A 23,421-nucleotide genomic window follows, 5' to 3' on the forward strand; every position below is an offset into this window, starting at 1 on the left:
ACAATTACTTTTAGGATCGACCAAAAGAAAACGCTACTTAAGGCGTTATTCGACGACATGCGCATACGTGTACTGCGGCGCGCTTCGCGTCGACGTGATTTCCACCTTGTCGGAAGGCGCAATCGACACGGTGGAGCCGTACTTCACCTTCAAACGTGAACCGACACCGCCCGCAAGATTGACGGCGTTCTGCAGATTGTCACTATCCCCTATCGCCTTGATGATGAATGGCGCCTTGATATTCGTGCCATCGCAGCTGAGACCGTCTGTGGAATCGCTGATATACGTACTGGTAATCACACGAATATCGTTGATTTCAATGACCTCCGCACCGCTATTGCGTAATTCTTCAAGTAGCGTGAACAGAATCGACGCATCAATATCCTGCTTTGTTCCTTTGGGAATACGGATGACCACGCCTTCTCCAGATACCGGCAGACGTCCGGAAAGAATTCCATTCGATTCGGCATTCTGTTTGGCGATTTCCGCCGCCTTTTCGTTCTTGTCGGCCGTGTCCTTCAGCGAGTCAAGCTGGCTGGAAAGCTCACTTTTGCGCTGCTCAAGCTTTTGGACTTGAGTGCTGGTTTCACTGATGAGTTTGGTTAGTTCGTCCTCGCTCATCGTCTCATATGTGGACGTTGTGTTGTTCAACTGAATGGCATAGCTAAAGCCGAGTAACGCGCAAAGCACGGTTACAAGCACGCTGGAGTACAGACGGGCGCGAGTGGCCTTCGCGTTCAGCGAAATCCGCTTCGGCTTGCGCCTGACCACTGGAAACGATCCGGTCTGGGTGCTGTCGTTGTTCTGGTCCTTAACAATCTGCTCGTGAATTTTGGAGAGCACGTCCTTGTTGTCATCGTCACGTCTGCTCATACCAAGTCAACCCTTGAATATGAAACGTCGGATGGCCGACACATTGGTGAAGATTCGAATGCCGAGCACGACGATGACGGCGGTCTGCAGCTGGGAACCAACGCCCAGCTGGTTTCCCAAGAAAACCAGCAATGTTGCGGTAATGACGTTCGAAAAGAAGGAGATCACAAAGACCTTATCGGAAAAGCTGCGCTGGAAATAAGCTCGTGCGGCACCAAGCAACGCATCAAGCGCGGCCAGAACCATAATCGGTAGATACGGCTGAAGGGCAATGGGAATGTCCGGTCGGACGAACACGCCAATGACCACGCCGATGATAAGTCCCACGACCGCTGCCATTACTTGACCTTCCTTGCATATGTCACTTCGCCAGTTACCGCCGCTTCCAGTGTAATCGATTTGTTTTTACTCACTTGCGGATAGATACCCGCTTCTTTGAAATCATCGTACAAACGTTGTTGTGTTTTCTTGCTCACCGCATTGGCAAGAACGCTGGAATTGCCGATCGCCTCGATGCGATATGGACTTTGCACGGAATTGACTCCGATGAGGATCGTCGTTCCAGCCGTTCGTATGGAAGTCTGCACGCCGAGACGGTATCCGTTGATGGCGATCGCTTCCGCTCCGGACTGCCAGAGTAGCGAGACAAGCACCTGCAGATCCGAATCCGTGACGACGCGAACCTGACTGCCGTTTTCTCTTGGCAGCGACGAATCCGCGTTGTCACCGCCCACAGATATCGGGTTGGCGATGGTGAGCGTGATGCCTTCGCCTCGCACGGGAAGTACGCCATTGACCATTTCGTCATCCTGTATGGTCTGGTTCAATGACCAGTCCGACACGGATTTCGATTCCTCTTCAACTTGGGCACGCATCGCATTGACGTCTTTGGTGAGGGTCTCGACGTTTTTTGTTTGCTCAGCCAACTGACTTGACAGCTGCTTGCGCACTTCCTTACGGGGGTCAGTGCTCAACTGCCGAACGAATACGCTGCCTGCCGTACCCACGGCAATGCAGATGAGAAACACCAACACACGGGTAAACCAGACCGCAAACATCGGCGGTGTTTTGGTGGCCAGTCTCGAATCCGTATACATCACATCCATCGGACGGTTGGTCAGGTCGTCGATGAGCCGCAGCGAATCATCGTCCAAATTCCGCCTTCTTCGGGAGGTGGATGCAGCAGTGTCGGGCTGCACATGATGCGAGGTCAGCCCAGCGAAAGACGCCGAAAAAACGGCGCGACGCTTCGTGGGCGTATTCTCCGGAGACACCGGAAACGACACACGTTCCGAAGCATCATGCATCATGTACGCTAATCCTTATCGTTTTTCAGCAGCTGGATTCCCTGACGTATGTAAATATAGCCGGCAAGCCAGTACAATCCTACGCCCCATGTGCCGGTGGCGAGACCGCATAAATGCAATGTATCCGTAGCGGAATTGGACCAGATATCCGCAAAAATCAAAGCGACAATAGCAATCATCAGCATGGCGGTGCCTGCTTTGCCCACGAAATGCACGGGCAGCGGACCATAATCATGCTGGGCTAATATCAACACGAGAATCGCCATGATCAAATCGCGCAATCCAACGACGATCAACATCCACCATGGAATGATGTCGGCGACGCCCAACGCGAGGATGCTACAGAAAATCAGCAGACGATCGGCAATGGGGTCGAGAATCTGCCCAATCTTGCTCACCTGGTTGAACGACCTTGCAATAAGACCGTCCAAACCGTCAGATACCGCCGAAAGCGCAAGCACGACCAACGCAAGCACCATCTCATGACGAGAGACCAATACCGAGATGAAAGGAATCGAAATGATTCGCAACAGGCTAATAAGGTTCGGAACCGTGAAATAGATATCCCGCGGTTCCGGACTGTACTGCTTTTTGATAATCAGTTTGCTCATACTTCGAGCAACATTACATTCTCGAGGCCTGCAAGGCGGTGACGATTATGCCACGGGCACCAACTTCATACAACTGGTCCATCAGTTGGTTGACCTTGGCCTTTGGCACGACGACGCGCACGGCCGCCCACTGCTTGTCATGCAGCGGGGAAACGGTCGGGCTTTCAAAGCCCGGCGTGATGGCCACAGCGGCGGAAACCTTCTCGACCGGAATGTCATAATCCATGAGCACGTAGCGTTGGGCGGTGAGCACACCCTGCAGTCGGCGGCTGAGAATCGTCAGGCGGTCGTCGTTCTCAGCGAGACGCGGAGAACGAATGAGCACGGCTTCGGAGTGCAGCAACGGCTCCGCGAAAATACGCAAGCCGGCATTGCGGAGCGTGGTGCCCGTGGACACGACGTCGGCGATCAAATCCGCCACTCCAAGCTGCACCGACGATTCGACAGCGCCGTCAAGATGCACGGTTTCGGCGTTGATGCCATGTTCGACCAGATAATCATGCACAAGCTTGTCGAAACTGGTGGCGACACGTTTGCCTTCGATGTCTTCAAGCGTGCTGATAGGAGAATCGTTCGGGGCCGCGAAACGGAATGTCGATGCGCCGAAGCCAAGTTCCATGTGCTCCTTGGCGTCCGTTCCGGAGTTGAGCAACAGATCATGACCGGTGATACCGACGTCGATGGTACCGCGTCCAACGTAGACGGCGATATCGAGCGGACGCAGATAGAACAACTCCACGTCATTGTCGGGATCCTCTACGACCAGCTGACGCGGATTGCTCCTCAGACGATAGCCAGCTTCGGCCAGCATGTTCCATGCAGGTTCAGACAACATGCCCTTGTTAGGCACGGCGATTCTCAGCATTTTTCCTCCCAAAAAAGGCCATGCCTTCTGCAGCATGGCCAAAAGCTCACAGATTCTTGTAGATGTCTTCGAGTGTGATGCCACGGTCGATCATCATGACCTGCAGGTGGTAGATGAGCTGGCTCATCTCCTCCGCGGTACGATCGGCGCCTTCGTATTCAGCTGCGATCCAGGTCTCGCCCGCTTCTTCGACGATCTTCTTGCCGATGAAATGCGTGCCCTTGCCCAGTTCGTCAACGGTTAGCGAGCCGGCCTGCTTGGAAGCGGCCTTCTCGCTTAATTCGGCAAAAAGGGATTCAAAAGTCTTCATTGTTCTTGTCTATCCTCAAAAAATTGATGGAAGGTCAGGCCTTGAATGCGGCTTCGGCCTTCTCGCGAATGGAATCAATGGCTTCCGCAGGATTCTCAGCGCCGTACACAGCGGAACCCGCGACCAACACATCAGCACCCGCTTCAGCTACGATATGGGCAGTCTTCGGACTGACACCGCCATCGACCTGAATCTTGGTGGCAAGACCACGGCGGGTAATTTCGTCACGCAAGCGACGCACCTTGGACATCTGGTTGTCGAGGAACTTCTGGCCACCGAAGCCGGGTTCGACGGTCATGATCAAAATCATGTCGAATTCGTCGAGAATATCGAAAATCGGCTCGACAGGTTCAGCCGGACGTACCGCGAAGCAGGCTTTGCAACCCATTTCGCGCAACTGGCGTGCCAGACGCACCGGAGCATGGGTGGCACCCATATGGAAGCTCACGGATGCGGCGCCCAGCTTGGCGTACTCAGGTGCCCAACGATCCGGATCCTCAATCATCAGATGCACGTCAACCGGAAGATCGGTGACTTCGCAGATACGAGCCACGATCGGCTCGCCCAAAGTCAGATTCGGGACGAAATGATGATCCATCACGTCGACGTGAACGAGATCCGCATTGGAAATGGCCTTGAGGTCACGCTCAAGGTTGCAGAAATCGGCGGACAGGATGCTTGGTGCGATTTGAATAGTCATGGCTCTCATTCTATGAAAGGTAATCGACTTGCTGTTATTTGATGTCGGACTGTTTGTCGGTATTCGAGACGGTTTCGGTATCGTTGGTTTCGATTTCATCCGCAGTTTGCTCTGAAAGAGTCGCTGCATGATCGGCGGATTCTTCCGCCCCACTGTTTTCGAGACGCTGCTCGATTTCAGTGACGGTACGAAGCTTCTCCGCCAACAGGTCAGTGTCCTTGCCCATCTGCTGCACGACGATGAACGCCACCACGCCAAGCACGAACACCGCCATGGAAACCCACACGTTGATGCGCACGCCCAAGAACTCATGCGCATAATCGATGCGTAGGGATTCGATCCAAGTACGTCCCAACGTGTACCACATGATGTACACGGTAAATAGGGATCCGGCTTTAAGCTTTTTCATGGCCTTGGATCCGATGTACACGATGATTGCGGCTCCGATGAGATTCCAAATCATCTCATACAGGAAGGTTGGATGGAACAGTGTTCCGCTTGGGCATGTAGACCCGTCGTAGCATTGCTCGCTGTGCCCGATAGCAGTGCCTTCCATATTGAGCTTCAGGCCCCATGGGAAAGTCGTCGGCGCGCCATACAGCTCCTGATTGAACCAGTTGCCCAAACGCCCAACAGCCTGTGCTACCAACAATCCCGGGGCGATGGCGTCGGCCAGCAAGGCCATTGGATAATGCTTGTGTCTGCACCAAGCCCATGCGGCCAACGCTCCAAGCAGCACTCCGCCCCAGATGCCAAGTCCGCCATTCCAGATGCGGAACATTTCCACCCAATCGCCATTCGGCCCGAAAAAACGTTCGGGCGTGGTGATGATGTGATAGATTCGGGCACCCACGATACCGGCGGGGACACTGACCAAAGTGATGTCAAGAACCTGATCGAAATTACCGCCCAGCTTCTTCCATCGTGTGGCGGTTATCCATACCGCCAGCACAATTCCCAACAGAATGCATAACGCATAGATGTGAATCGTTATAGGGCCGATGGAAAACTGTGAAATCGTTGGCGATGGAATGTATGCAAGTGTCATGGTTTCCTGATGGTAGTCCACGCATCCGATATGGCGTTGCGTGGACTACCGAAATCGTTGGAATGGTTTACTTCGCGGAGCGTGCGTTGTGAATGCCGTCCGCAAGTTCTTCGGCCTTGACCGCCAATGCCTTGAGCCCGGTGGCCTCGTCGACGGCGTTCTTTCCGGATTCGTCGAGCATGGTATGCACCAACGCGGATCCGACGATGACACCGTCGGCATAGGAGCCGACTCGCGCACCCTGTTCGGCGGTGGAGACGCCAATGCCGACGCAGACGTTTTTAGCACCGGCATTGCGCGTGCGTGCCACCAACTCCTCAGGTGAAGCGTCAATGGTGGAACGTTCACCGGTGACGCCCATACGGGCGGCTGCATAGACGAAACCGCGAGCATTGTCGGAAACGACCTTCAAACGACTGTCTGTGGAATCCGGCGACACGAGGAAGATTCGGTCAAGTCCATGGCGGTCTGAAGCTTCGATCCATTCGCCAGCCTCATCCGGAATGAGGTCGGGGGTAATCAGGCCAGCGCCACCGGCGTTCTCGAAATCACGCGCGAAACGTTCGACGCCATAATGGTAGATGAGATTCCAGTAGCTCATCACCAGCGGAACTCCCCCTGCATTGGCTACGGTCTCAACAGCTCTGAACACGTTCGCGATTTTCTCTCCATTGTCGATGGCGATTTGTGAAGCGGCCTGGATGACGGGACCATCCATGACCGGGTCGGAATACGGCAGGCCGATTTCAACGGCATCGACGCCATGCTCGACCATGGTGCGGAATGCCTTCAGCGAATAGTCCGGGTTCGGGAATCCATATGGCAGATAGCCGATGAATGCGGGCTTGTTCACAGCTTTGAACTCATCGAACATGGCTTCCGTCGGACTCGGCTTGTGGCTGATGCCGAGCGGCTGTCCGGACGGCGTGGTTGCTGTTGCGTGCGTCATAATGGGATGCTCCTTCTTTCACTCGCCGTCCGTGTTGTTGCCTTGGGCGCCGTTGGCTTCGAGCGCCTTGGCCTGTTCATCGGTCAAATAACCGAACCATTTGCCGGCGGTGTTCATGTCCTTATCTCCACGGCCGGAAATGTTGATGATCATGACTGGGTGCTCGTATCCCTTGGCCTTGAGATCCTCAGCTGCCTTGTATGCGCCAGCAACTGCATGAGAGCTTTCAATCGCCGGAATGATGCCTTCGGTTTCGCATAGATCCTTGAAAGCGCTCATCGCTTCCTCATCGGTTGCCCAGGAATAGTTGACGCGTCCGATTTCTTTGAGCCATGCGTGTTCCGGGCCGACGGATGCGTAATCCAAACCAGCGGAGATGGAATATGTGTCGAGGGTCTGGCCTTCGGAATTCTCGAGAAGATAGCTCTTGGCACCTTGGAACATGCCCAGTTCGCCGGTTCCCGGAGCGAAACGAATGGCATGATGCCCGGATTCGGGGCCATTGCCGCCCGCCTCGTAGCCGTACAGATTCACGCGTTCGTCATCAAGGAAAGCGTTCATGATGCCGATGGCGTTGGAACCGCCGCCGACGCATGCGCAAACTGCATCCGGGTGGTCGATGCCGTACCAATCCTGAAGCTGCTGCTTGGCTTCCTCGCCGATAATCTTCTGGAAATCACGCACCATTGCCGGGAACGGATGTGGACCTGCGACCGTGCCAAGCAGGTAGTGCGTGTCTTTGACGTTGGTGACCCAGTCTCGCAGAGCCTCATTGATGGCGTCCTTGAGAATGCGGTCTCCCAAAGTGACTTCCACCACCTCGGCACCGAGCATGCGCATGCGAGCGACGTTAAGCGCCTGACGACGCGCATCGATCTGGCCCATGTAGATGCGGCATTTCAAGCCGAGCATGGCGCACACCGTAGCGGTGGCCACGCCATGCTGTCCCGCGCCGGTTTCAGCGATGACGCGGGTCTTCCCCATGCGTTTGACCAGCAGAGCCTGCCCAAGCGCATTGTTGATCTTGTGGGCGCCGGTATGGTTGAGATCCTCACGCTTGAGGAATACACGCGCGTCGAGACCGGTTTTTTCTTTGAGACGCTCGGCGAAACGCGGAGCGTCAGTCAACGGTGATGGACGTCCGACATACTGCTGGTTCAGTCGTGCCAGCTCCTTATGGAACTCCGGATCGGCCTTGGCTTCCTCATAGACGCGTTCAAGCTCGTCAAGCGCCGTGATCAGCGCCTCCGGTACGTAGCGTCCGCCGAATTGGCCGAAATATGGTCCTTCGTGGCTTGCCAATGGGGTTTGTTCGGATGCTTTCACTCTTGCTCCTGCCTTTACTAATCGCTCCACAGCCTGTTCATGGTTGGCTGCGGTTGCGACACCTTCGCCAACCAGCACCGCGTCGGCTCCGGCGCGGGCATAATCCTCCAGTTCCACCGAACCGAACACTCCGGATTCCGCTACGCGGATCACATCGTTCGGCAAATCAGCGGCCAGCTCGTTGTATTTGTTCACATCGACCTTGAGGTCCTTGAGATTCCGCGCGTTGATGCCGATGACTCGTGCTCCTGAATCAATGGCGCGCTGGATTTCCTCACGGGTATGCGTTTCGACCAGCACCGTCATATTGAGATTATGTGCAAGCTCAAGCAAGGACTTGAGCTTGCCGTCGTCCAACGCGGCGACGATCAATAGCACCAGATCGGCACCGTGCGCACGCGCTTCCCAAATCTGGTATTCCGTGATGATGAAATCCTTACGCAATACCGGGATTTTCACAGCTGCACGAACTCTATCGAAATCATCTAGCGATCCCAAAAAGCGACGTCCCTCGGTAAGTACGGAAATCGCGCTGGCTCCGCCCTTCTCGTATTCTCTGGCCAAAGCGGCTGGATCGGGAATATCGTTCAGGTGGCCTTTCGATGGCGAGGCTCTTTTGATTTCCGCGATGACCGGAATGCCGTCGGTCTTTTTCAGCCATTGCCGCGCATCAATAGGCGCTGGCGCGGCAAACGCCTGACGCTTTACCTCATCGAGAGGGATTTTCTGTTCGCGTGCTTGTTGGTCTTCAACTGCTCCTGTAACCAGCTCATCGAGTACAGACATAGTGTTCCTTTCAGCAATTGACTCGATTGGTTAGCTGTTTGGTTTGACTCACAATTGGCGAAGCTGCGAGGCGATCTGAACGGCCTCTACGCTGGCTTCGGCCTTATTGCGAGTCTCCTGCCACTCACTGGCCGGCACGGAATCAAGCACGATTCCAGCTCCGGCCTGCACGCTCGCTTCATGGTCGCGGATGAATGCAGTTCGAATGGCAATTGCCATATCGAGGTTGCCCGAAAAATCGAAATAACCGACAGTACCGCCGTAAATGCCACGATCTGCGGGCTCAAGCTCGTCGATGATCTCGATGGCACGCGGTTTCGGCGCTCCAGAAAGCGTTCCCGCAGGGAATGCGGAAGTGAACACGTCGAATGATGTCATGTCGGGGTTGACCCTGCCGGTGACGGTCGAGCAGATATGCATGATGTGGCTGAATCGCTTGATGTCCATCAAGGAAACAACCTCCACGCTTTCCGGAAGGCATACACGACTCAGATCGTTACGCGACAGATCGACGAGCATGATGTGTTCGCTGCGTTCCTTCGGATCAGACAGCAGATCCTTGGCGAGCTGCTCGTCTTCCTCAACGGTGGCGCCACGTGGCCTGGAACCCGCGATCGGGAAGGTCATGGCATGACCGTTATCCACTTTGATCAGTGTTTCCGGGCTGGAACCGATGACATTGAAATCACGTCCCTGCGCGTCAGTCAGCGATATGAAATACATGTAAGGACTGGGGTTCAATGTACGCAACACACGGTAGACGTCGAACGGATCGGCAGGCGAATCAATGTCGAGACGCTGGGAAATAACCACCTGGAACACGTCACCGTCGATAATATGCTGCTTGGCGATTTCAACAGAACGCTCGTAATCGCTTTTCTCCGTGCGGAAGCGAAGTTCCGGCTGGCTAACGGTCTCATCCAGCACGTTGACGCGAGCTTCACCTTCGACAGGCGTGGCAACCTTTCGCTGCATATCGTCCAATCGCGACACAGCCTCATCATATGCGGCGTCGGCACGGGTCGGGCGGTCGTCCACATTCACCGCGTTGGCGATCATCCACACCGATCCGGACACATGGTCGACCACGGCTATATCTGTGGCTAGGGCCAACACCGTTTCAGGCTGCCCGGTCTCGTTTGGAGCCTCGGCACGCAGGGTCGGCTCCCAGTGGCGAATCGCATCCCAGCCAACGGTACCAACCAGACCGCTGGTCAGATTCGGGAGTCCTTCAACATGCGGCGCCTTCAAGGTTTTCAGCGCGGCATGCGCGACTTCCATCACATCACCTTCAGTAGGCACGCCAGCAGGAACCTGCCCCAACCAATCGGCCTTACCGTTGTTGGAACGCAACTGAGCCATGGAATTCACGCCAATGAAACTGTATCTGCTCCACGTACCGCCGAATTCCGCGGATTCGAGAATAAACGTGCCAGAACGTCCAGCAGCAAGTCGCTCATAGAAGCCGACTGGCGTCAAGGAGTCAGCAAGAAGACGCCGCACGATCGGGATGACGCGATATCCCTGGTCCGCCAACTCGTGGAATTGTTCACGTCTCGGCCAGGTGGCGCCCCACTTGAGTGCTTGTACGCTGCATTCGCTCATCGCTGGCCCTCCTGTTCCTTGGTGCGATATCCCACGACCACGGGCAACTGCCCGCCTTCCTCGAAGCAGGATCGTTTGCCGGTATGGCAAGCCGCTCCCACTTGGTCAACTTCAATAAGAATGGCATCCCCATCGCAATCCAGCGCGAAAGACTTCACATATTGGGCATGTCCGGAAGTATCTCCCTTACGCCAGTACTCCTGCCTGGACCTCGACCAGAAAGTAACGCGACCGGTTGTCAAGGTACGGCGTACGGCTTCATCGTTCATATATCCAACCATCAGCACTTCTTTGGTGTCGAATTGCTGGATGACAGCTGCCACCAGTCCTTTATCGTCACGCTTGAGACGTTCTGCGATTCGTGGATCGAGAGTAGTGCTGTTGTCGTATGCTTCGTTGGTCATGGTGATGGTATGGTTCGTTTCTTCGATTATTGATTAATGTTCACTTGCTTTTGCTGTTTCCGACTTTCAACGCACGGTGTAGCCGGCGGCTTTGATCGCGTCCTTGACTTCACCGATCGTAACTTTGCCGTAGTGGAAAATCGACGCGGCAAGCACGGCATCCGCACCAGCTTCGATTGCCGGAGGAAAATCAGAAGCCTTTCCAGCACCGCCGGAAGCAATAATCGGAATCTTCACTTCCTTGCGCACAGCTTTGATCATTTCAAGGTCGAAACCCTGCTGGGTGCCGTCTGCATCCATGGAATTCAGCAGAATCTCTCCCGCGCCCAGTTCCTGGGCACGCTTGACCCACCAAATGGCATCAATGCCCGTGGGCTTACGTCCTCCCATGGTGGTGACTTCGAAACCAGACTGAGTATGGCGTTCCCCTTGCTCACGACGCGCGTCAACGGACAATACGAGCACCTGGTTGCCAAAACGTTCCGCAACACGGCTGATCAGTGTCGGATTGTTGATGGCAGCGGTATTGACGCCTACCTTGTCAGCTCCACAACGCAGCAGTGAATCAACATCTTCAGGAGTACGCACACCTCCGCCGACAGTCAGAGGAATGAAAATCTGCTCGGCGGTTCGACTTACCACATCGACCATGGTCTGTCGATGCGAACTTGATGCGGTCACATCAAGGAAGGTCAGCTCGTCTGCACCTTGGCGGTAGTATTCCGCAGCAAGCTCGACCGGGTCGCCGGCATCGCGAAGATTTTCGAAATGCACGCCTTTGACTACTCTTCCCGCATCAACATCAAGACATGGAATGACTCGGACTGCCAGTGACATGCTGTTTTACTCCTTCGTGCATAGTGTTGTGCAACGAAAGCAAGAGTAGCCGTTTTACGTTACCCATGTTTGTCGGAAGTCCGGGTAGCGGACAAAACCAGCTTCTTTTTCTTAACAACTAATCGCGTTCTTTGGCCGCAAGCTGTCCGCATGCGCCATCGATGTCCTGTCCGCGCGTATCTCTCAACGTAGCGGTGATGCCGGCCTTATGAAGGATGTCAAGAAACTGTTGTTCATCCTCAGGCTTCGAAGCGGTCCATTTCGACCCTTCAATAGGATTAAGCGGAATCGGGTTGACGTGAGCCCAGTTATCGCCGTAATGGTTCAGACGCTTAGCGAGCAACTTGGCATGTTCGGCCTGATCGTTGATGCCACGCATCAGAGCATATTCGATGCTCACGCGGCGTTTCGAAGCCAGATAGTAGTCGTGTGCGGCGTCAAGCACCTGCGTGGTGTTGAAACGTTTGTTCATTGGAACAAGCTCATCTCGCAGTTCATCGCTCGGGGCGTGCAGAGACACGGCCAGACGCACCGGAATACCCTCAGCCGTAAGTTTTTTAATACCAGGCACCACGCCGACCGTGGAGACGGTAATGTTACGTGCCGAAATACCGAAGCCCTCAGGCGGCATGGCACTGATCTGACGAACAGCGCTCAATACCGACTTGTAGTTGCCCATGGGCTCTCCCATGCCCATGAATACAATGTTGCTTAGGCGTCCGGGCCCACCCGCAACTTCTCCGTCATACATGGCTTTCGCGGCCACACGGACCTGTTCCACAATCTCGCCTGCCGACATGTTTCGAGTCAGCCCCAGCTGGCCTGTAGCGCAGAACGGGCATCCCATGCCGCAACCGACCTGACTGGAGATGCACAACGTGGTGCGTGTGGGATAGCGCATGAGCACGGACTCAATAAGCGAACCGTCGAACAGGCGCCACAACGTTTTGATAGTGGTGCCCTCATCAGCCACTTGACGAGTCACTTCGGTGATGAGCGTCGGGAAAAACACCCCCGCGGCCTCGACTCGTTTCATTGCTGGGAAGTCGGAGAATTCCTCCGCGTTGACATCGAAACGCCCATAATAATGGTTGGCAAGCTGCTTGACCCTGAATTTCGGAAGTCCAAGATCCTTGGCTTTAGCGATGCGCTCTTCCTCGGTCATATCCGCAAAATGCAGCGGCGGTTTGCCTCGACGCGCATGATCTTTGGATAACACGTCTCGGAAAGCACCAGTGGTGCCTCCTGGGGTGATGCCGGTCTCTGGCAGATCCTTCATGGAGTTCGCAGAGTCGCTCATTGCTTTTCTTTGATCCTTCCTACATTCCAGTCGCCCACAACAGCACGCACACGAATGGTGCGCACAGCAGAATGGAATCCACTCGATCCATCACGCCGCCATGCCCCTTAAGCAGATGGCCCATATCCTTGATACCGATATCGCGCTTCAGCATGGATGCACACAAGTCACCAAACGTTCCGGCAATGCCGATCATGAAACCTGCCACGACGGGGACCCACCAACGAGAAGCCCACACGGCTGGCTCGTATGTGCAGAACATCACTACGAAGGAACCAACCATGGAAAACAGGATGGACCCGGCGAGTCCTTCCCACGATTTCTTCGGCGAAATACGCGGGCTCAGCTTGTGCTTGCCCAGCCATGCTCCAGCAAACAGGCCGCCAGTATCACTCAATGCGGGCATGAATACCATCATGATGGCGTGAGCAACGGGATGCTCATTGAATGTCAGTGGCATGATGATGCAAGATGCCAGGAGAGGAATATATAACACGGTGAACATGGAAACCGCAACATGACTCAAACGGCTATGGCTTACCTCTCCACGCTCATGATTGAACGACGATTCGAGTCTCGCTCCGGCATCGGTATGGGAAAGTTTGTCGGCAACCGCCAGGGAAATGCGGCTGCCGAACGTCACCTTGGCACTGGCTGCGATCGCAACAATCACCAGAGACGCCAGTACGCATACCGTCATGGCAACGATATGACGTTCGCTGTAATAGGTGGACAACAGCGTCGCCGCCGAACACACCCACAGCACTGCCACAGGAATATGCAATCCCACAGTGGCGAAATCGACGCGCAGCTCCCACAGGGCAAGCACCATGAAAAGCACGACCAGATAGACGAACAAGTCGATGCTGATCAGCAGGCATGCCAAAATGAGGATGACGAGGACCGCTCCCGTGGCGATGGCCTGAGGCATGTTACGGCCCGTCTTCTTGTTGATGGCGTTGATGGCCTCTTCGGCTTCCTTTTCGTGCTGTTCCTGATGTTCCATCATGCTCCCCTGTCTAGCTGTGCGTCGATTCTTTTTCAGGAGTGAGAGTCTCAGACCTCCATAATCTCCTTCTGCTTGGCTTCAAGCAGGGTGTCGAGCTCGTCAGTGGTCTGCTTGGTGACCTTGTCAAGCTCCTTGAGTAGACGATCGCCATCATCCTCGCCCATTTCGCCATCCTTGATGGCCTTGTCGAGGGATTCCTTGGCCTTTCGACGAATGTTACGCACAGCGACCTTGCCGTCTTCCGCCTTGCCCTTAGCAAGCTTGACGTATTCCTTGCGGCGCTCTTCGGTCAGTTCCGGCATGGTCAGGCGAATGACGTTGCCGTCACGACGCGGGCTTGCGCCCAGATCGGAATCGCGCAGCGCCTTCTCGACGGCGTTGGCCTGGGAAGCGTCAAACGGGGTGACGGACAGGGTTCGCGGTTCCGGCACGCCGATGGTGGCGACGGCCTTCAGTGGGGTCGGAGCGCCGTAGTAGTCGACGGTGATGCCGTTGAGCAACGCCGGATTAGCGCGACCGGTGCGAATGCCGGAGAAGTTCTCCTTGGTGGATTCCACGGACTTAGCCATCTGCGCCTTGGCCTGTTCGACGATAGTTGCCATTTGTTTACTCCTTGTTGTTGGTTTGTTTGATCGATATTCGACGTTGAATGTCGTTATTCAGCGAGTGTGGATTCCGCAGTGGAAACCACGGTTCCGATTTCCTTACCGAGAAGAGCGCGGGTCACATTACCGGCGCCTTCAAGTCCAAAAACGCGGATGCGCTGCTTGTTATCGCGAGCCATGGAAAGCGCGGAAGCATCCATGACGGCGAGATTGTCGACAAGCGCACGGTTATAGCTCAACGTGGCGAAACGCTTGGCGTTCTCGTCTTTGCGAGGATCAGCGGTATAGACGCCGTCTACGCCATTCTTGCCCATCAGTACCTCATCGCAATGAATTTCCAAGGAACGTTGGATGGACACCGTGTCGGTGGAGAAATACGGCATACCGGCACCAGCACCAAAAATCACGACACGGCCCTTCTCCAGATGACGAATGGCCTTGAGCGGAATGTACGGCTCGGCGACCTGTCCCATAGTGATGGCGGTCTGCACACGCGTGGCCTGCCCTTCCTGTTCCAGGAAATCCTGCAACGCGAGACAATTCATCACAGTTCCCAGCATGCCCATATAGTCACCGCGGGAACGATCGATACCAGCCTGCTGAAGTTCCGCGCCACGGAAGAAGTTGCCGCCACCGACAACGATGGCGATCTGAACGCCCTGCTGCACCGCAGGAACAATTTCTTCCGCGATACGGCGGATAACAGACGTGTCGATGCCGACCTTGCCACCACCAAACGCCTCTCCGGATAGTTTGAGCAGCACCCTGCGTGGATTATCACCAGTGTTTTCGCCAGTCATGAAAAGCCTTTCTTGCCCGAGAACTCACGAAATTTACCGCTCTCAAGAGTATCGGCAAACACAGACACCGCAACGTAGCGACACAGTCTTACAAAAACAAAGGTGTCCATCACCTTAATGGATGATGGACACCTTCATGGAATCGCCGTGCGTCTAACGCATGGATTCACTTACAAAGCCAATTCACTCGGCTTCGCCTTTGCCGACCTCGACACGAGCGAAGGCCACGGCTTCGCCACCGATTTCCTTGAACAAGTCGCCGACGGTCTTGGACGGATCCTTGACGTAGGACTGCTCGAGCAGGACGTTCTCCTTGTAGAAGGCGTTGAGACGGCCTTCAACGATCTTCGGAACGATCTTCTCCGGCTTGCCTTCAGCCAAGGACTTCTCAGTAGCCACGCGACGCTCGGACTCGACCACATCGGCCGGAACGTCCTCGCGGGTCAGCCACTGGGCGCCCATTGCGGAAATCTGCAAAGCTGCTTCGTGAGCCACAGCGGCACCAGCCTCATCAGTGGCGATCATGGCCACGATGCTCGGCGGCATTTCAGCGGACTTCTTGTGAGCGTAGATCTCGACGTGCGGGCCTTCGACCTTAGCGAACTGACCGACCTTGACGTGCTCACCGAATAGGGCGGCCGCCTCTTCGACGGCTTCTTTCACGGTGGCGTCGCCGGAAGCGGCTGCCAGCACTTCGTCCACGGAAGCAGCTTCGGCCTTGACGGCATCCTCGAGAACGCTGTCAGCGAATTCCACGAACTTCGGGGTCTTGGCCACGAAGTCGGTCTCGGAATTCAGTTCGACGGCGTAACCGGTCTGACCATTGGCGGACTCCACGACCTTGGAGGCGATGGTGCCTTCCTGCGCCTTACGGCCTTCGCGCTTGCCAGCGGCCTGAATGCCCTTGGCGCGGATGATCTCCTTGGCGCGAGCCACGTCACCCTCAGCCTCGGTCAGAGCCTTCTTAACATCCATCATGCCGGCGCCGGTTTCCTCGCGCACCTGCTTAATCAGAGCTGCAGTGATTGCTGCCATTGATTTGTCTCCTCTGGGAAATTATGATGCCCACTATGATGGGAGGCACAACACCTCCCATCATAGTGGATATTTTCACTCAGCTTTGGCTTCGCCTTCAGCCGGTGCGTCGGCGGCCGGAGCGCCCTCAGTGAGGAGCTCCTTCTCCCAAGCGGCCATCGGCTGCTCAGCTTCGCCTTCAGCCTTGGCTGCCTTGCCGGAACGCTCCAGCAGACCCTCGGCCACTGCGTCAGCCATGAGGCTGGTCAGCAGTTCAATGCCACGGATGGCGTCATCGTTGGCTGCGATCGGGTACTCGACGGACTCCGGATCAGCATTGGTGTCGACGATGGCGACAACCGGAATACCCAGCTTGTGAGCTTCCTCGACGGCCAGGGCTTCCTTGTTGACGTCAACCACGAACATAGCGGACGGAGTACGGTTCATGTTGCGGATACCGCCCAGCTGCTTGGCCAGCTTGTCCTTCTCACGCTCGAGAAGGAGCAGTTCCTTCTTGGTCAGGCCGGAGCCGCGAACGTCGGTGAAGTCCATCTCTTCGAGTTCCTTGAGACGGGAGACGCGCTTGGACACGGTCTGGAAATTGGTCAGCATACCGCCGAGCCAACGCTCGGAAACATACGGCATGTTAACACGGGTAGCCTGATTGGAAACGGCTTCCTGAGCCTGCTTCTTGGTGCCGACAAACAGCACGGTGCCGTTGTGAGCGACGGTAGCCTTGATGAAGTCATAGGCCTTATCGATCATGTCGAGCGACTTGAACAGGTTGATGATGTGGATGCCGTTGCGCTGGGTGAGGATGAACTGCTTCATCTTCGGGTTCCAACGACGGGTCTGGTGGCCGAAGTGCAGGCCTGCCTTCAGCATGTCGCTCATATTGATCTGAGCCATGGTATTACTACCTCTTTCTTGTCGGTTCTTGCCTGGTCATGCGTTCCTGCGTGCAGCCAAAGCCTTACGGCGCCGGCCGACCGACACAGGTCGTCGCGAACATGACGCGAATTGGTTGTATGCCGGTTGACAATATTGGGTGGTTTGGAACTTTCACGACACGGTTCCTTACCGGATGGCACACAAAGCATAAAATATCACGGGGTCACGTCTTTTTGCAAAGACGTGACCCCAAATCGCCATATTAAACGAAACGGCAGCAATTACTTGCGGTGATTGCGCATGTAACGCATCGCCTCACGACGTTCCTCTTTTTCCAGACGATCGAGATAGACATGGCCATCCAGATGGTCGGTTTCATGCTGCAGCATGCGGCCCATAATGCCATGTCCTTCCAACACGACCGTCTTGCCGTCCAAATCAATGCCACGCACACGAGCATAATCGGCACGACGAGTCTTGTACCACAATCCAGGCACGGACAGGCACCCCTCATCCCCGTACTGTTCGCCGCTGGTTTCTTCAAGGACAGGGTTGAGTACGTATCCGATCTTGCCGTTGATGTTGTATGAGAACGCTCTCAAACTCACGCCAATCTGGTTGGCCGACAGACCGGCACGTCCCGGATCGTCAACGGTATCAAGCAGATCCTGCACCAGGTGACGCACAGCCGGCGTAATCTCCTTGATGGGGTCGCAGGGAGTGCGCAGCACCGGATCAGGTACGACTCGAATCTCACGTATTGCCAAAACTATCTCTCCTCAATCATAGTTGTTTCCTCAGGTGCCGATGGGACCACAGGCACCGACGACTCGCCGTCAGGTTCTTCGGACTGCTTCTTGATTTTCTCCTGCATGGTATCAAATGCCTGCCGAACCTTCGGACTTACGGATTCGGATGCCTGACGCATGGATTCGGATGCCTGCTTGACCGTTTCCGTAGTGCGGTCAAGGATCTGCACCGTCTTCGGCAATGGCCTGTTGAATGGTTTTGGAGCATACAACACGTTGTCGATGATGTTCTCATACCGTTTGAGCACTTTCGGCCTGACGACCTTCAGGCTCGCCGTCAGCGTGCCGTTCTCCTGGCCGAACTCCTCGTCGAGGATTTCAAACTTGCGTACGGATTCCGCACGGGAAACGTTCGCGTTCGCCTTTTCAACATACTGCTGGATAAACGCTCGCACGGCATCGTTCCTTGCGACCTGTCCCATGGACATGTTGCTGTCAAGTCCCTGCTGCGCAAGCCAAGAACGGACCATCTCCTGATCAAGCTCGATCAGAGCCCCGATGAATGGCTTGCCGTCGCCGACCACCACACCATGCGACACTATCGGGCAGGTGTTGATGATGTCTTCCATGGGTGCAGGGCTAACGTTCTTGCCACCGGCAGTGATGATGATGTCTTTCTTGCGTCCCGTGATATACACAAAGCCATCATCATCAATGGTTCCCAAATCGCCGGTCTTCAACCAGCCATCGGCCATCTTGACGTCGGCCGTCAACTCTGGTTTCTTGTAATAGCCAAGGAACACATTAGGGCCCATCACCTGCAGTTCCCCATCATCGTCGGTCCGCACGCCCATACCTGGACCAGGCTTGCCTACCGAACCGACACGGTTGGCATCCTGCCAGTTGACGATCATCGGTGCGGCAGTTTCCGTCATACCGTAGCCTTGGATGAAGGTAATATCATCCATACCGTTGAAGAAATGGGCGAGATCAACGTTCAGAGGTGCCCCTCCGCAGGCTAGGTACCTCATGTTCGGCCCCAAAGCGGAGCGGATGGATTTACCCACGACAGACATAAAGAACGAATGCTCGGCGCGAGCCGCGATGGAATGATGTCCGGTTTCCTGCTCATCTTTCGACCATTGCACAAAATGATCAAATGCTTTAGCGAACACCCTTCCCCGAATGCCCGCTCCGGCCTTCTGCGAAGCCGCGTTGTACACCTTTTCGAACACGCGGGGAACTCCCAGCAGATAGGTCGGTTTGAAGCTGCGCAAATCGGCAAGCAGATGCTTGGCCCCCGGAAGATAGCCAACCACTCCTTGCCCGCCAATCGCAACGTATTGGATGTAGCGGGCGAAACAATGCGCCAATGGCAGGAACAGCATCAGACGATTCGGCTGATACAGCATTTCGTCGAGAATGATGTAGCCATTCAACACGATATGCGTGAAGTTCCGGTGAGATAGCATGGCGCCTTTGGGCTTGCCTGTGGAGCCGGACGTATACACAATGGTGAGCATGTCATCGGCCTTGACTCTAGCGATCACCTGATCAAGCGCGTCCTCGCTGACGCCCTCTCCGAAATCAGCAACGGCGTCGAGACCATCCGCCTTGAAATTAAAAACATAACGCAAGCTACTGTGCTCTTCGCGAATCTGCTCAAGCGTTTGCGTGTGCGCGGAATCGCCAGCGAAAGCGATAACCGGATTCACCTCTTCAACAATTGACTCAGCCTGCTTGGCGGAATCGGTCTCGTATACAGGCACGCTTACCGCTCCAATCGCGGCGCAGGCAAAATCAACGACTCCCCATTCGTAGCAGGTAGGCGAATAGATAACCACCATATTGCCGGTCTTGACCCCTAGGCCAAGAAGGCCTTTCGCGACCGCACGCACACGTTCGAGCATCTCCCCAGCCGTGACGTCATGCCAACAACGAGTCTCATCGTCCTGCCATTGGGCGATGAGATCCTCGGGATCACGTTCAGCGCGTCTGGAGAGCAATGCGAAAACGGTGTCCTCATCCGTGGTGCTATACGCAGGTTCTGGTATAAATTCTCTCAACATGAATCCCTATAGTAGTTGCAGTACACTTAAGGCACGCTGAAAAACCCTTGGAAACGGCTGAATTCAGCCAATTCCAAGGGTTTTGAATAATTAGAGCTGTTTTTCGTCACATGCCGAAATCAGCAGTCACGCACTTCCAAGCGGACCCCTTGAGCACGCACTTCATATTGCCGCATAGTCTCCGGCTTCCGATGCCCATCAGCACAGTGCTTTCGAAACATGTCGGTGAGATCATCCAGCTTTCGACGGTATAGACGGTAATCGGAAGCAATCCGAGCTGGGCGTACACTTTTGCGTCCTTCTTCATCCGACTTACGATCTGGGCGGAGGCGATCTTCAGCTTTCGCATGTAGTCTTCGCTCAACACCTTCTCCACGAGCGACAGCTTCTGCCTGCCGCGGAAAATATCAACAATGTTGCAAAGTAGCCGCGCAGAAAACATGCTCATGGAGTAGGCAAACTCAGCATCGCATGGCCCGGGCATAATCTGAACAAAGTGGAATGGAATTTTCCTACCGAAAAGGTCTGAATCTAGAAACCCATCATAAGTGGGAAGCTTTCGACCGGAAGGAAAAACCAGTTTTTTCCATTCAGTCAGCTCTTCCTCCGTAGGAAGCTCTTCAGGATCATCCTCACCTTTCTTATTGAACAGCACATCCAGTCCAGAAGACGGAATAGCCAAACCCGTCCCGTCAACTGCCGGCGGCGGAACTTCATTTTCAAATGAACCATCCATAATGGTACCTTTCTTCTTTGCCCGACTCATCGTTGAGAGGGGGTGTAGGAACCATTAAGGCATGAAAGATTGCCCCCGTCAAGTTAACATTTGCCTTTTGTGGATATGTGGATAACTCAAACCCCCAAACTATTACCGAACACCCTAAATATGCATTTATTCACCCTTCACATACTGAAGAATAGGGTGGCTCTTTGTTGGAAATGCAATTAAACGACACGCTTCAGCGTCACACCCTAATTTATCTCAAAATTTCTTAGTAAAAATGGACGCCTTAGATTTTTTCTGAAAGATATTGATTGCGTTTGTTTGTATGTGTTCGCATTATGGTATTTTCGCGCCTTATAACGCCAGTTCTCCGCAAAAAATCTTTTTAAAAAATGTCTCTACACCGTTCGCAGCAAAGCCATCCCACATCGAGATCCTCCAAAAAGTTCATAACGATGCCGCGCGACACCCCGTGGTATGCGGCGTCCGAATAATATGGCATAATGAACACTTGGCAGAAAACGTATGTTTCTGCCGTTCCCCCATGGTGTAATGGCAGCACACGGGTCTTTGGAACCCTTTGTCTTGGTTCGAGTCCAGGTGGGGGAGCTTGCTAGAATAAAAGCTCCTGCAGAATCAATCTGCAGGAGCTTTTATCTTATCCGAAAGCGCAGCAGCAGAAAGCTCAGCGGCACTCCGGGAAAAATATTCGCAATACACAAAATTTGCGAGGTGCCCTCCCCATATGGAGCGGGCACCTCGCAAATGCACCTATACGCACCTATGTCAGGCGAACAGGAAGCCTTGGCCGTGGTGTTCCGGGTAGGTGTCAAACAGTTCAGCCACGGAGCCGTCTTCAAACACAGCGCGAATGGCGCTGGCCAGAAGCGGCGCGATCGATAGCACGGTCAGACCGTCCCAACGCTTCTCTTCAGGAATCGGCACGGTGTCGGTAAGCACGACCTCTCGGACGCCACTGTTCTTCAAACGTTCGACAGCTGGACCGGACAGCACGCCATGCGTGGCGACAACGGTCACCGACTTGGCTCCGGCGTTCTTGAGCACGCTGCAGGCGCCTGCGATGGTTCCAGCGGTATCGATCAGATCGTCGACGAGCACACAGTCCTTGCCTTCGACGTCGCCCACGACTCGGTTGGCGACCGCCTGATTCGGACGGGTGATGTCGCGCGTCTTGTGCACGAACGCGAGCGGGCCGCCGCCAAGACGTTGCGCCCACTGTTCCGCAACACGAATGCGGCCTGCATCCGGGGACACGACAGCGACATTGTCAAGCTGGTTGGCGAAACGATCACGAATGTAGTCAACAAGCACCGGCATAGCGATGAGATGGTCGACCGGGCCGTCGAAAAAGCCTTGGGACTGTGCCGCATGCAGGTCGACGCTCATAATGCGGTCGGCGCCCGCGGTCTTAAGCAGGTCGAACATCAGACGGCACGAAATAGGCTCGCGGCCGCGATGTTTCTTGTCTTGGCGGGAATAGCCCAGCAGTGGGCAGACCGCCGTGATGGAACGTGCGGAGGCACGCTTGAGCGCATCAATCATGATGAGCTGCTCCATGATCGACTGATTGATCGGAGCCGCGTGACTTTGCAGTACGAACACGTCCGCGCCACGCACGGATTCGGTGTAGCGCACGTACATCTCGCCGTTGGCGAAGTCGTATGCTGTGGTTTCCAGAACGTCGATGCCGAGTTGTTCGGCGACTTCCGCCGCCAGTTTCGGATGTGTTCTGCCTGTGACAAGGATAAGGTTTTTATCCGGCTTTCCTTCAAGGATTGCGCTCACCATGTCTCCAAACGTCTGTTTTCGCGTCAAGTGGACGTGACCCATACTAACCATCCGCGCAGACCGTCTCACCCGCGCGTGTTCACCTGAAATTTACCGGTACAGTCCGTGCTTGCCAATATATTGCACCACGCCGTCCGGTACGAGGTACCAAACAGGTTCCCCGTGCTCCGCGCGTCGACGTACATCGGTCGAAGAAATCGCCAGCGCCGGTATTTCCAACGTATCGACCTTGCCTTCCGGCAGTTTCGCTCCTTCTGGCGAGGAGTATCCAGGGCGGGTCACGGCCACGAAGTGGGCCAGATTCCACATTTTGTCAGCATCTTTCCATTGCATGATCTCCGCGACCGCGTCGGCTCCGGTGATGAAGAAGAGTTCCGCGTCGGGATGTTGCGCACGGATGTCTCGCAACGTGTCGATGGTGTAGGTGACTCCCGGACGGTCGATGTCCACGCGTGATACGGTGAATTTCGGATTGGATGCGGTGGCGATGACCGTCATGAGATAGCGGTCTTCCGCGTTGGTGACGTTCTTGTCGAGTTTGAATACGGGGCGTCCTGTCGGCACGAAGATCACTTCGTCGAGGTCGTACACCCATGACACCTCTGATGCCGCCACCAAGTGGCCGTTGTGGATGGGGTCGAACGTACCGCCCATGATGCCGATGCGAGGTCTGCTATGCCAGTTGCCGCGTGCTGAACGTCGACCCGTGGCCACCGAGGAACCTGCTGATTCCACGGAAAGGCCGGACATGCGCCGTTCCGGCTCCACCACATAGCTGATGGCAAGTTCGGAATCGGCTTCGGCGGATTCGGGCCACATGCGTTTCGGAC

24 protein-coding genes and 1 tRNA gene are annotated in these 23,421 nt (G+C 55.1%); 1 reads left to right on the forward strand and 24 read right to left on the reverse strand.

Going from position 1 to position 23,421, the window contains the following annotated elements; all coding sequences use genetic code 11:
- Positions 1 to 45: 45 nt before the first annotated feature.
- From AH68_RS05810 to AH68_RS05915, 22 genes are all read right to left on the reverse strand, one after another.
- Positions 46 to 873 (reverse strand): DUF881 domain-containing protein, encoded by an 828-nt coding sequence (locus AH68_RS05810; protein WP_039198465.1) that lies wholly within the window; start codon positions 871 to 873, stop codon positions 46 to 48.
- A 6-nt stretch (positions 874 to 879) separates the two neighbouring features.
- A complete protein-coding gene (locus tag AH68_RS05815; RefSeq protein WP_039198467.1) occupies positions 880 to 1,212 on the reverse strand; it encodes a small basic family protein in 333 nt (110 codons plus the stop codon).
- Complete coding sequence (locus AH68_RS05820; RefSeq protein WP_039198469.1) at positions 1,212 to 2,183, reverse strand: DUF881 domain-containing protein; 972 nt, start codon at positions 2,181 to 2,183, stop codon at positions 1,212 to 1,214. Before AH68_RS05820 ends, AH68_RS05815 begins: the two co-directional genes overlap by 1 nt.
- Positions 2,184 to 2,188: 5 nt before the next feature.
- Positions 2,189 to 2,791 carry a CDP-alcohol phosphatidyltransferase family protein gene (locus AH68_RS05825; protein ID WP_003834736.1) on the reverse strand — a complete coding sequence of 201 codons (603 nt, stop codon included), beginning with the start codon at positions 2,789 to 2,791 and terminating at the stop codon, positions 2,189 to 2,191.
- A 13-nt stretch (positions 2,792 to 2,804) separates the two neighbouring features.
- A complete protein-coding gene (hisG, locus tag AH68_RS05830; protein WP_033501069.1) occupies positions 2,805 to 3,656 on the reverse strand; it encodes an ATP phosphoribosyltransferase in 852 nt (283 codons plus the stop codon).
- A gap of 46 nt (positions 3,657 to 3,702) precedes the next feature.
- Positions 3,703 to 3,966, reverse strand: coding sequence for a phosphoribosyl-ATP diphosphatase (locus AH68_RS05835; RefSeq protein WP_003834733.1), 264 nt, complete (start codon positions 3,964 to 3,966; stop codon positions 3,703 to 3,705).
- A 34-nt stretch (positions 3,967 to 4,000) separates the two neighbouring features.
- The gene (gene rpe / locus AH68_RS05840) at positions 4,001 to 4,666 is read right to left on the reverse strand and encodes a ribulose-phosphate 3-epimerase (RefSeq protein WP_033501068.1); all 666 of its coding nucleotides are present in this window, start codon (positions 4,664 to 4,666) and stop codon (positions 4,001 to 4,003) included.
- A gap of 34 nt (positions 4,667 to 4,700) precedes the next feature.
- The gene (gene lgt / locus AH68_RS05845) at positions 4,701 to 5,714 is read right to left on the reverse strand and encodes a prolipoprotein diacylglyceryl transferase (protein WP_039198471.1); all 1,014 of its coding nucleotides are present in this window, start codon (positions 5,712 to 5,714) and stop codon (positions 4,701 to 4,703) included.
- Between the two features lie 67 nt (positions 5,715 to 5,781).
- Entirely contained in the window at positions 5,782 to 6,663 is an 882-nt protein-coding gene (gene trpA, locus AH68_RS05850) for a tryptophan synthase subunit alpha (protein ID WP_039198473.1), read from the reverse strand.
- 18 nt (positions 6,664 to 6,681) lie between these two features.
- Positions 6,682 to 8,775, reverse strand: a complete 2,094-nt coding sequence (locus AH68_RS05855) for a bifunctional indole-3-glycerol phosphate synthase/tryptophan synthase subunit beta (protein ID WP_039198475.1) — start codon at positions 8,773 to 8,775, stop codon at positions 6,682 to 6,684.
- 48 nt (positions 8,776 to 8,823) lie between these two features.
- Entirely contained in the window at positions 8,824 to 10,380 is a 1,557-nt protein-coding gene (gene trpE, locus AH68_RS05860; protein WP_039198477.1) for an anthranilate synthase component I, read from the reverse strand.
- Positions 10,377 to 10,784, reverse strand: coding sequence for a phosphoribosyl-AMP cyclohydrolase (gene hisI, locus AH68_RS05865; RefSeq protein ID WP_003834725.1), 408 nt, complete (start codon positions 10,782 to 10,784; stop codon positions 10,377 to 10,379). The genes trpE and hisI overlap by 4 nt, the downstream gene beginning before the upstream one ends.
- Positions 10,785 to 10,850: 66 nt before the next feature.
- The gene (gene hisF, locus AH68_RS05870; protein ID WP_039198479.1) at positions 10,851 to 11,621 is read right to left on the reverse strand and encodes an imidazole glycerol phosphate synthase subunit HisF; all 771 of its coding nucleotides are present in this window, start codon (positions 11,619 to 11,621) and stop codon (positions 10,851 to 10,853) included.
- 118 nt (positions 11,622 to 11,739) lie between these two features.
- The gene (rlmN, locus tag AH68_RS05875) at positions 11,740 to 12,900 is read right to left on the reverse strand and encodes a dual-specificity RNA methyltransferase RlmN (protein ID WP_144245763.1); all 1,161 of its coding nucleotides are present in this window, start codon (positions 12,898 to 12,900) and stop codon (positions 11,740 to 11,742) included.
- Between the two features lie 40 nt (positions 12,901 to 12,940).
- Positions 12,941 to 13,927: a phosphatidate cytidylyltransferase gene (locus AH68_RS05880; RefSeq protein WP_039198483.1), complete on the reverse strand. Its 987-nt coding sequence runs from the start codon at positions 13,925 to 13,927 to the stop codon at positions 12,941 to 12,943.
- Positions 13,928 to 13,977: 50 nt separating this feature from the next.
- Positions 13,978 to 14,532: a ribosome recycling factor gene (gene frr, locus AH68_RS05885; protein WP_003834720.1), complete on the reverse strand. Its 555-nt coding sequence runs from the start codon at positions 14,530 to 14,532 to the stop codon at positions 13,978 to 13,980.
- A gap of 53 nt (positions 14,533 to 14,585) precedes the next feature.
- Complete coding sequence (gene pyrH, locus AH68_RS05890; protein WP_039198485.1) at positions 14,586 to 15,335, reverse strand: UMP kinase; 750 nt, start codon at positions 15,333 to 15,335, stop codon at positions 14,586 to 14,588.
- Positions 15,336 to 15,518: 183 nt separating this feature from the next.
- Positions 15,519 to 16,370: a translation elongation factor Ts gene (tsf, locus tag AH68_RS05895; protein WP_039198487.1), complete on the reverse strand. Its 852-nt coding sequence runs from the start codon at positions 16,368 to 16,370 to the stop codon at positions 15,519 to 15,521.
- Between the two features lie 75 nt (positions 16,371 to 16,445).
- Complete coding sequence (gene rpsB / locus AH68_RS05900) at positions 16,446 to 17,258, reverse strand: 30S ribosomal protein S2 (protein WP_039198489.1); 813 nt, start codon at positions 17,256 to 17,258, stop codon at positions 16,446 to 16,448.
- 263 nt (positions 17,259 to 17,521) lie between these two features.
- Positions 17,522 to 18,007, reverse strand: a complete 486-nt coding sequence (locus AH68_RS05905; protein WP_039198491.1) for a peptide deformylase — start codon at positions 18,005 to 18,007, stop codon at positions 17,522 to 17,524.
- Between the two features lie 2 nt (positions 18,008 to 18,009).
- Positions 18,010 to 20,058: an AMP-dependent synthetase/ligase gene (locus AH68_RS05910; RefSeq protein ID WP_039198493.1), complete on the reverse strand. Its 2,049-nt coding sequence runs from the start codon at positions 20,056 to 20,058 to the stop codon at positions 18,010 to 18,012.
- Between the two features lie 106 nt (positions 20,059 to 20,164).
- The gene (locus tag AH68_RS05915) at positions 20,165 to 20,794 is read right to left on the reverse strand and encodes a hypothetical protein (protein ID WP_236682361.1); all 630 of its coding nucleotides are present in this window, start codon (positions 20,792 to 20,794) and stop codon (positions 20,165 to 20,167) included.
- A gap of 526 nt (positions 20,795 to 21,320) precedes the next feature.
- On the opposite strand from AH68_RS05915, the gene AH68_RS05920 reads away from it, so the two are divergent.
- Positions 21,321 to 21,391: transfer RNA gene (locus AH68_RS05920), tRNA-Gln, on the forward strand.
- 177 nt (positions 21,392 to 21,568) lie between these two features.
- Here AH68_RS05920 and AH68_RS05925 read toward each other — a convergent pair.
- On the reverse strand, positions 21,569 to 22,591 hold the full coding sequence (locus tag AH68_RS05925) for a ribose-phosphate diphosphokinase (protein ID WP_033501057.1): 1,023 nt from the start codon (positions 22,589 to 22,591) through the stop codon (positions 21,569 to 21,571).
- Positions 22,592 to 22,681: 90 nt separating this feature from the next.
- Entirely contained in the window at positions 22,682 to 23,410 is a 729-nt protein-coding gene (gene nadD, locus AH68_RS05930; RefSeq protein WP_173405875.1) for a nicotinate-nucleotide adenylyltransferase, read from the reverse strand.
- Between the last annotated feature and the right edge of the window lie 11 nt (positions 23,411 to 23,421).

It is taken from the genome of Bifidobacterium catenulatum PV20-2 (genome assembly GCF_000800455.1).
Lineage (GTDB): Bacteria > Actinomycetota > Actinomycetes > Actinomycetales > Bifidobacteriaceae > Bifidobacterium > Bifidobacterium kashiwanohense_A.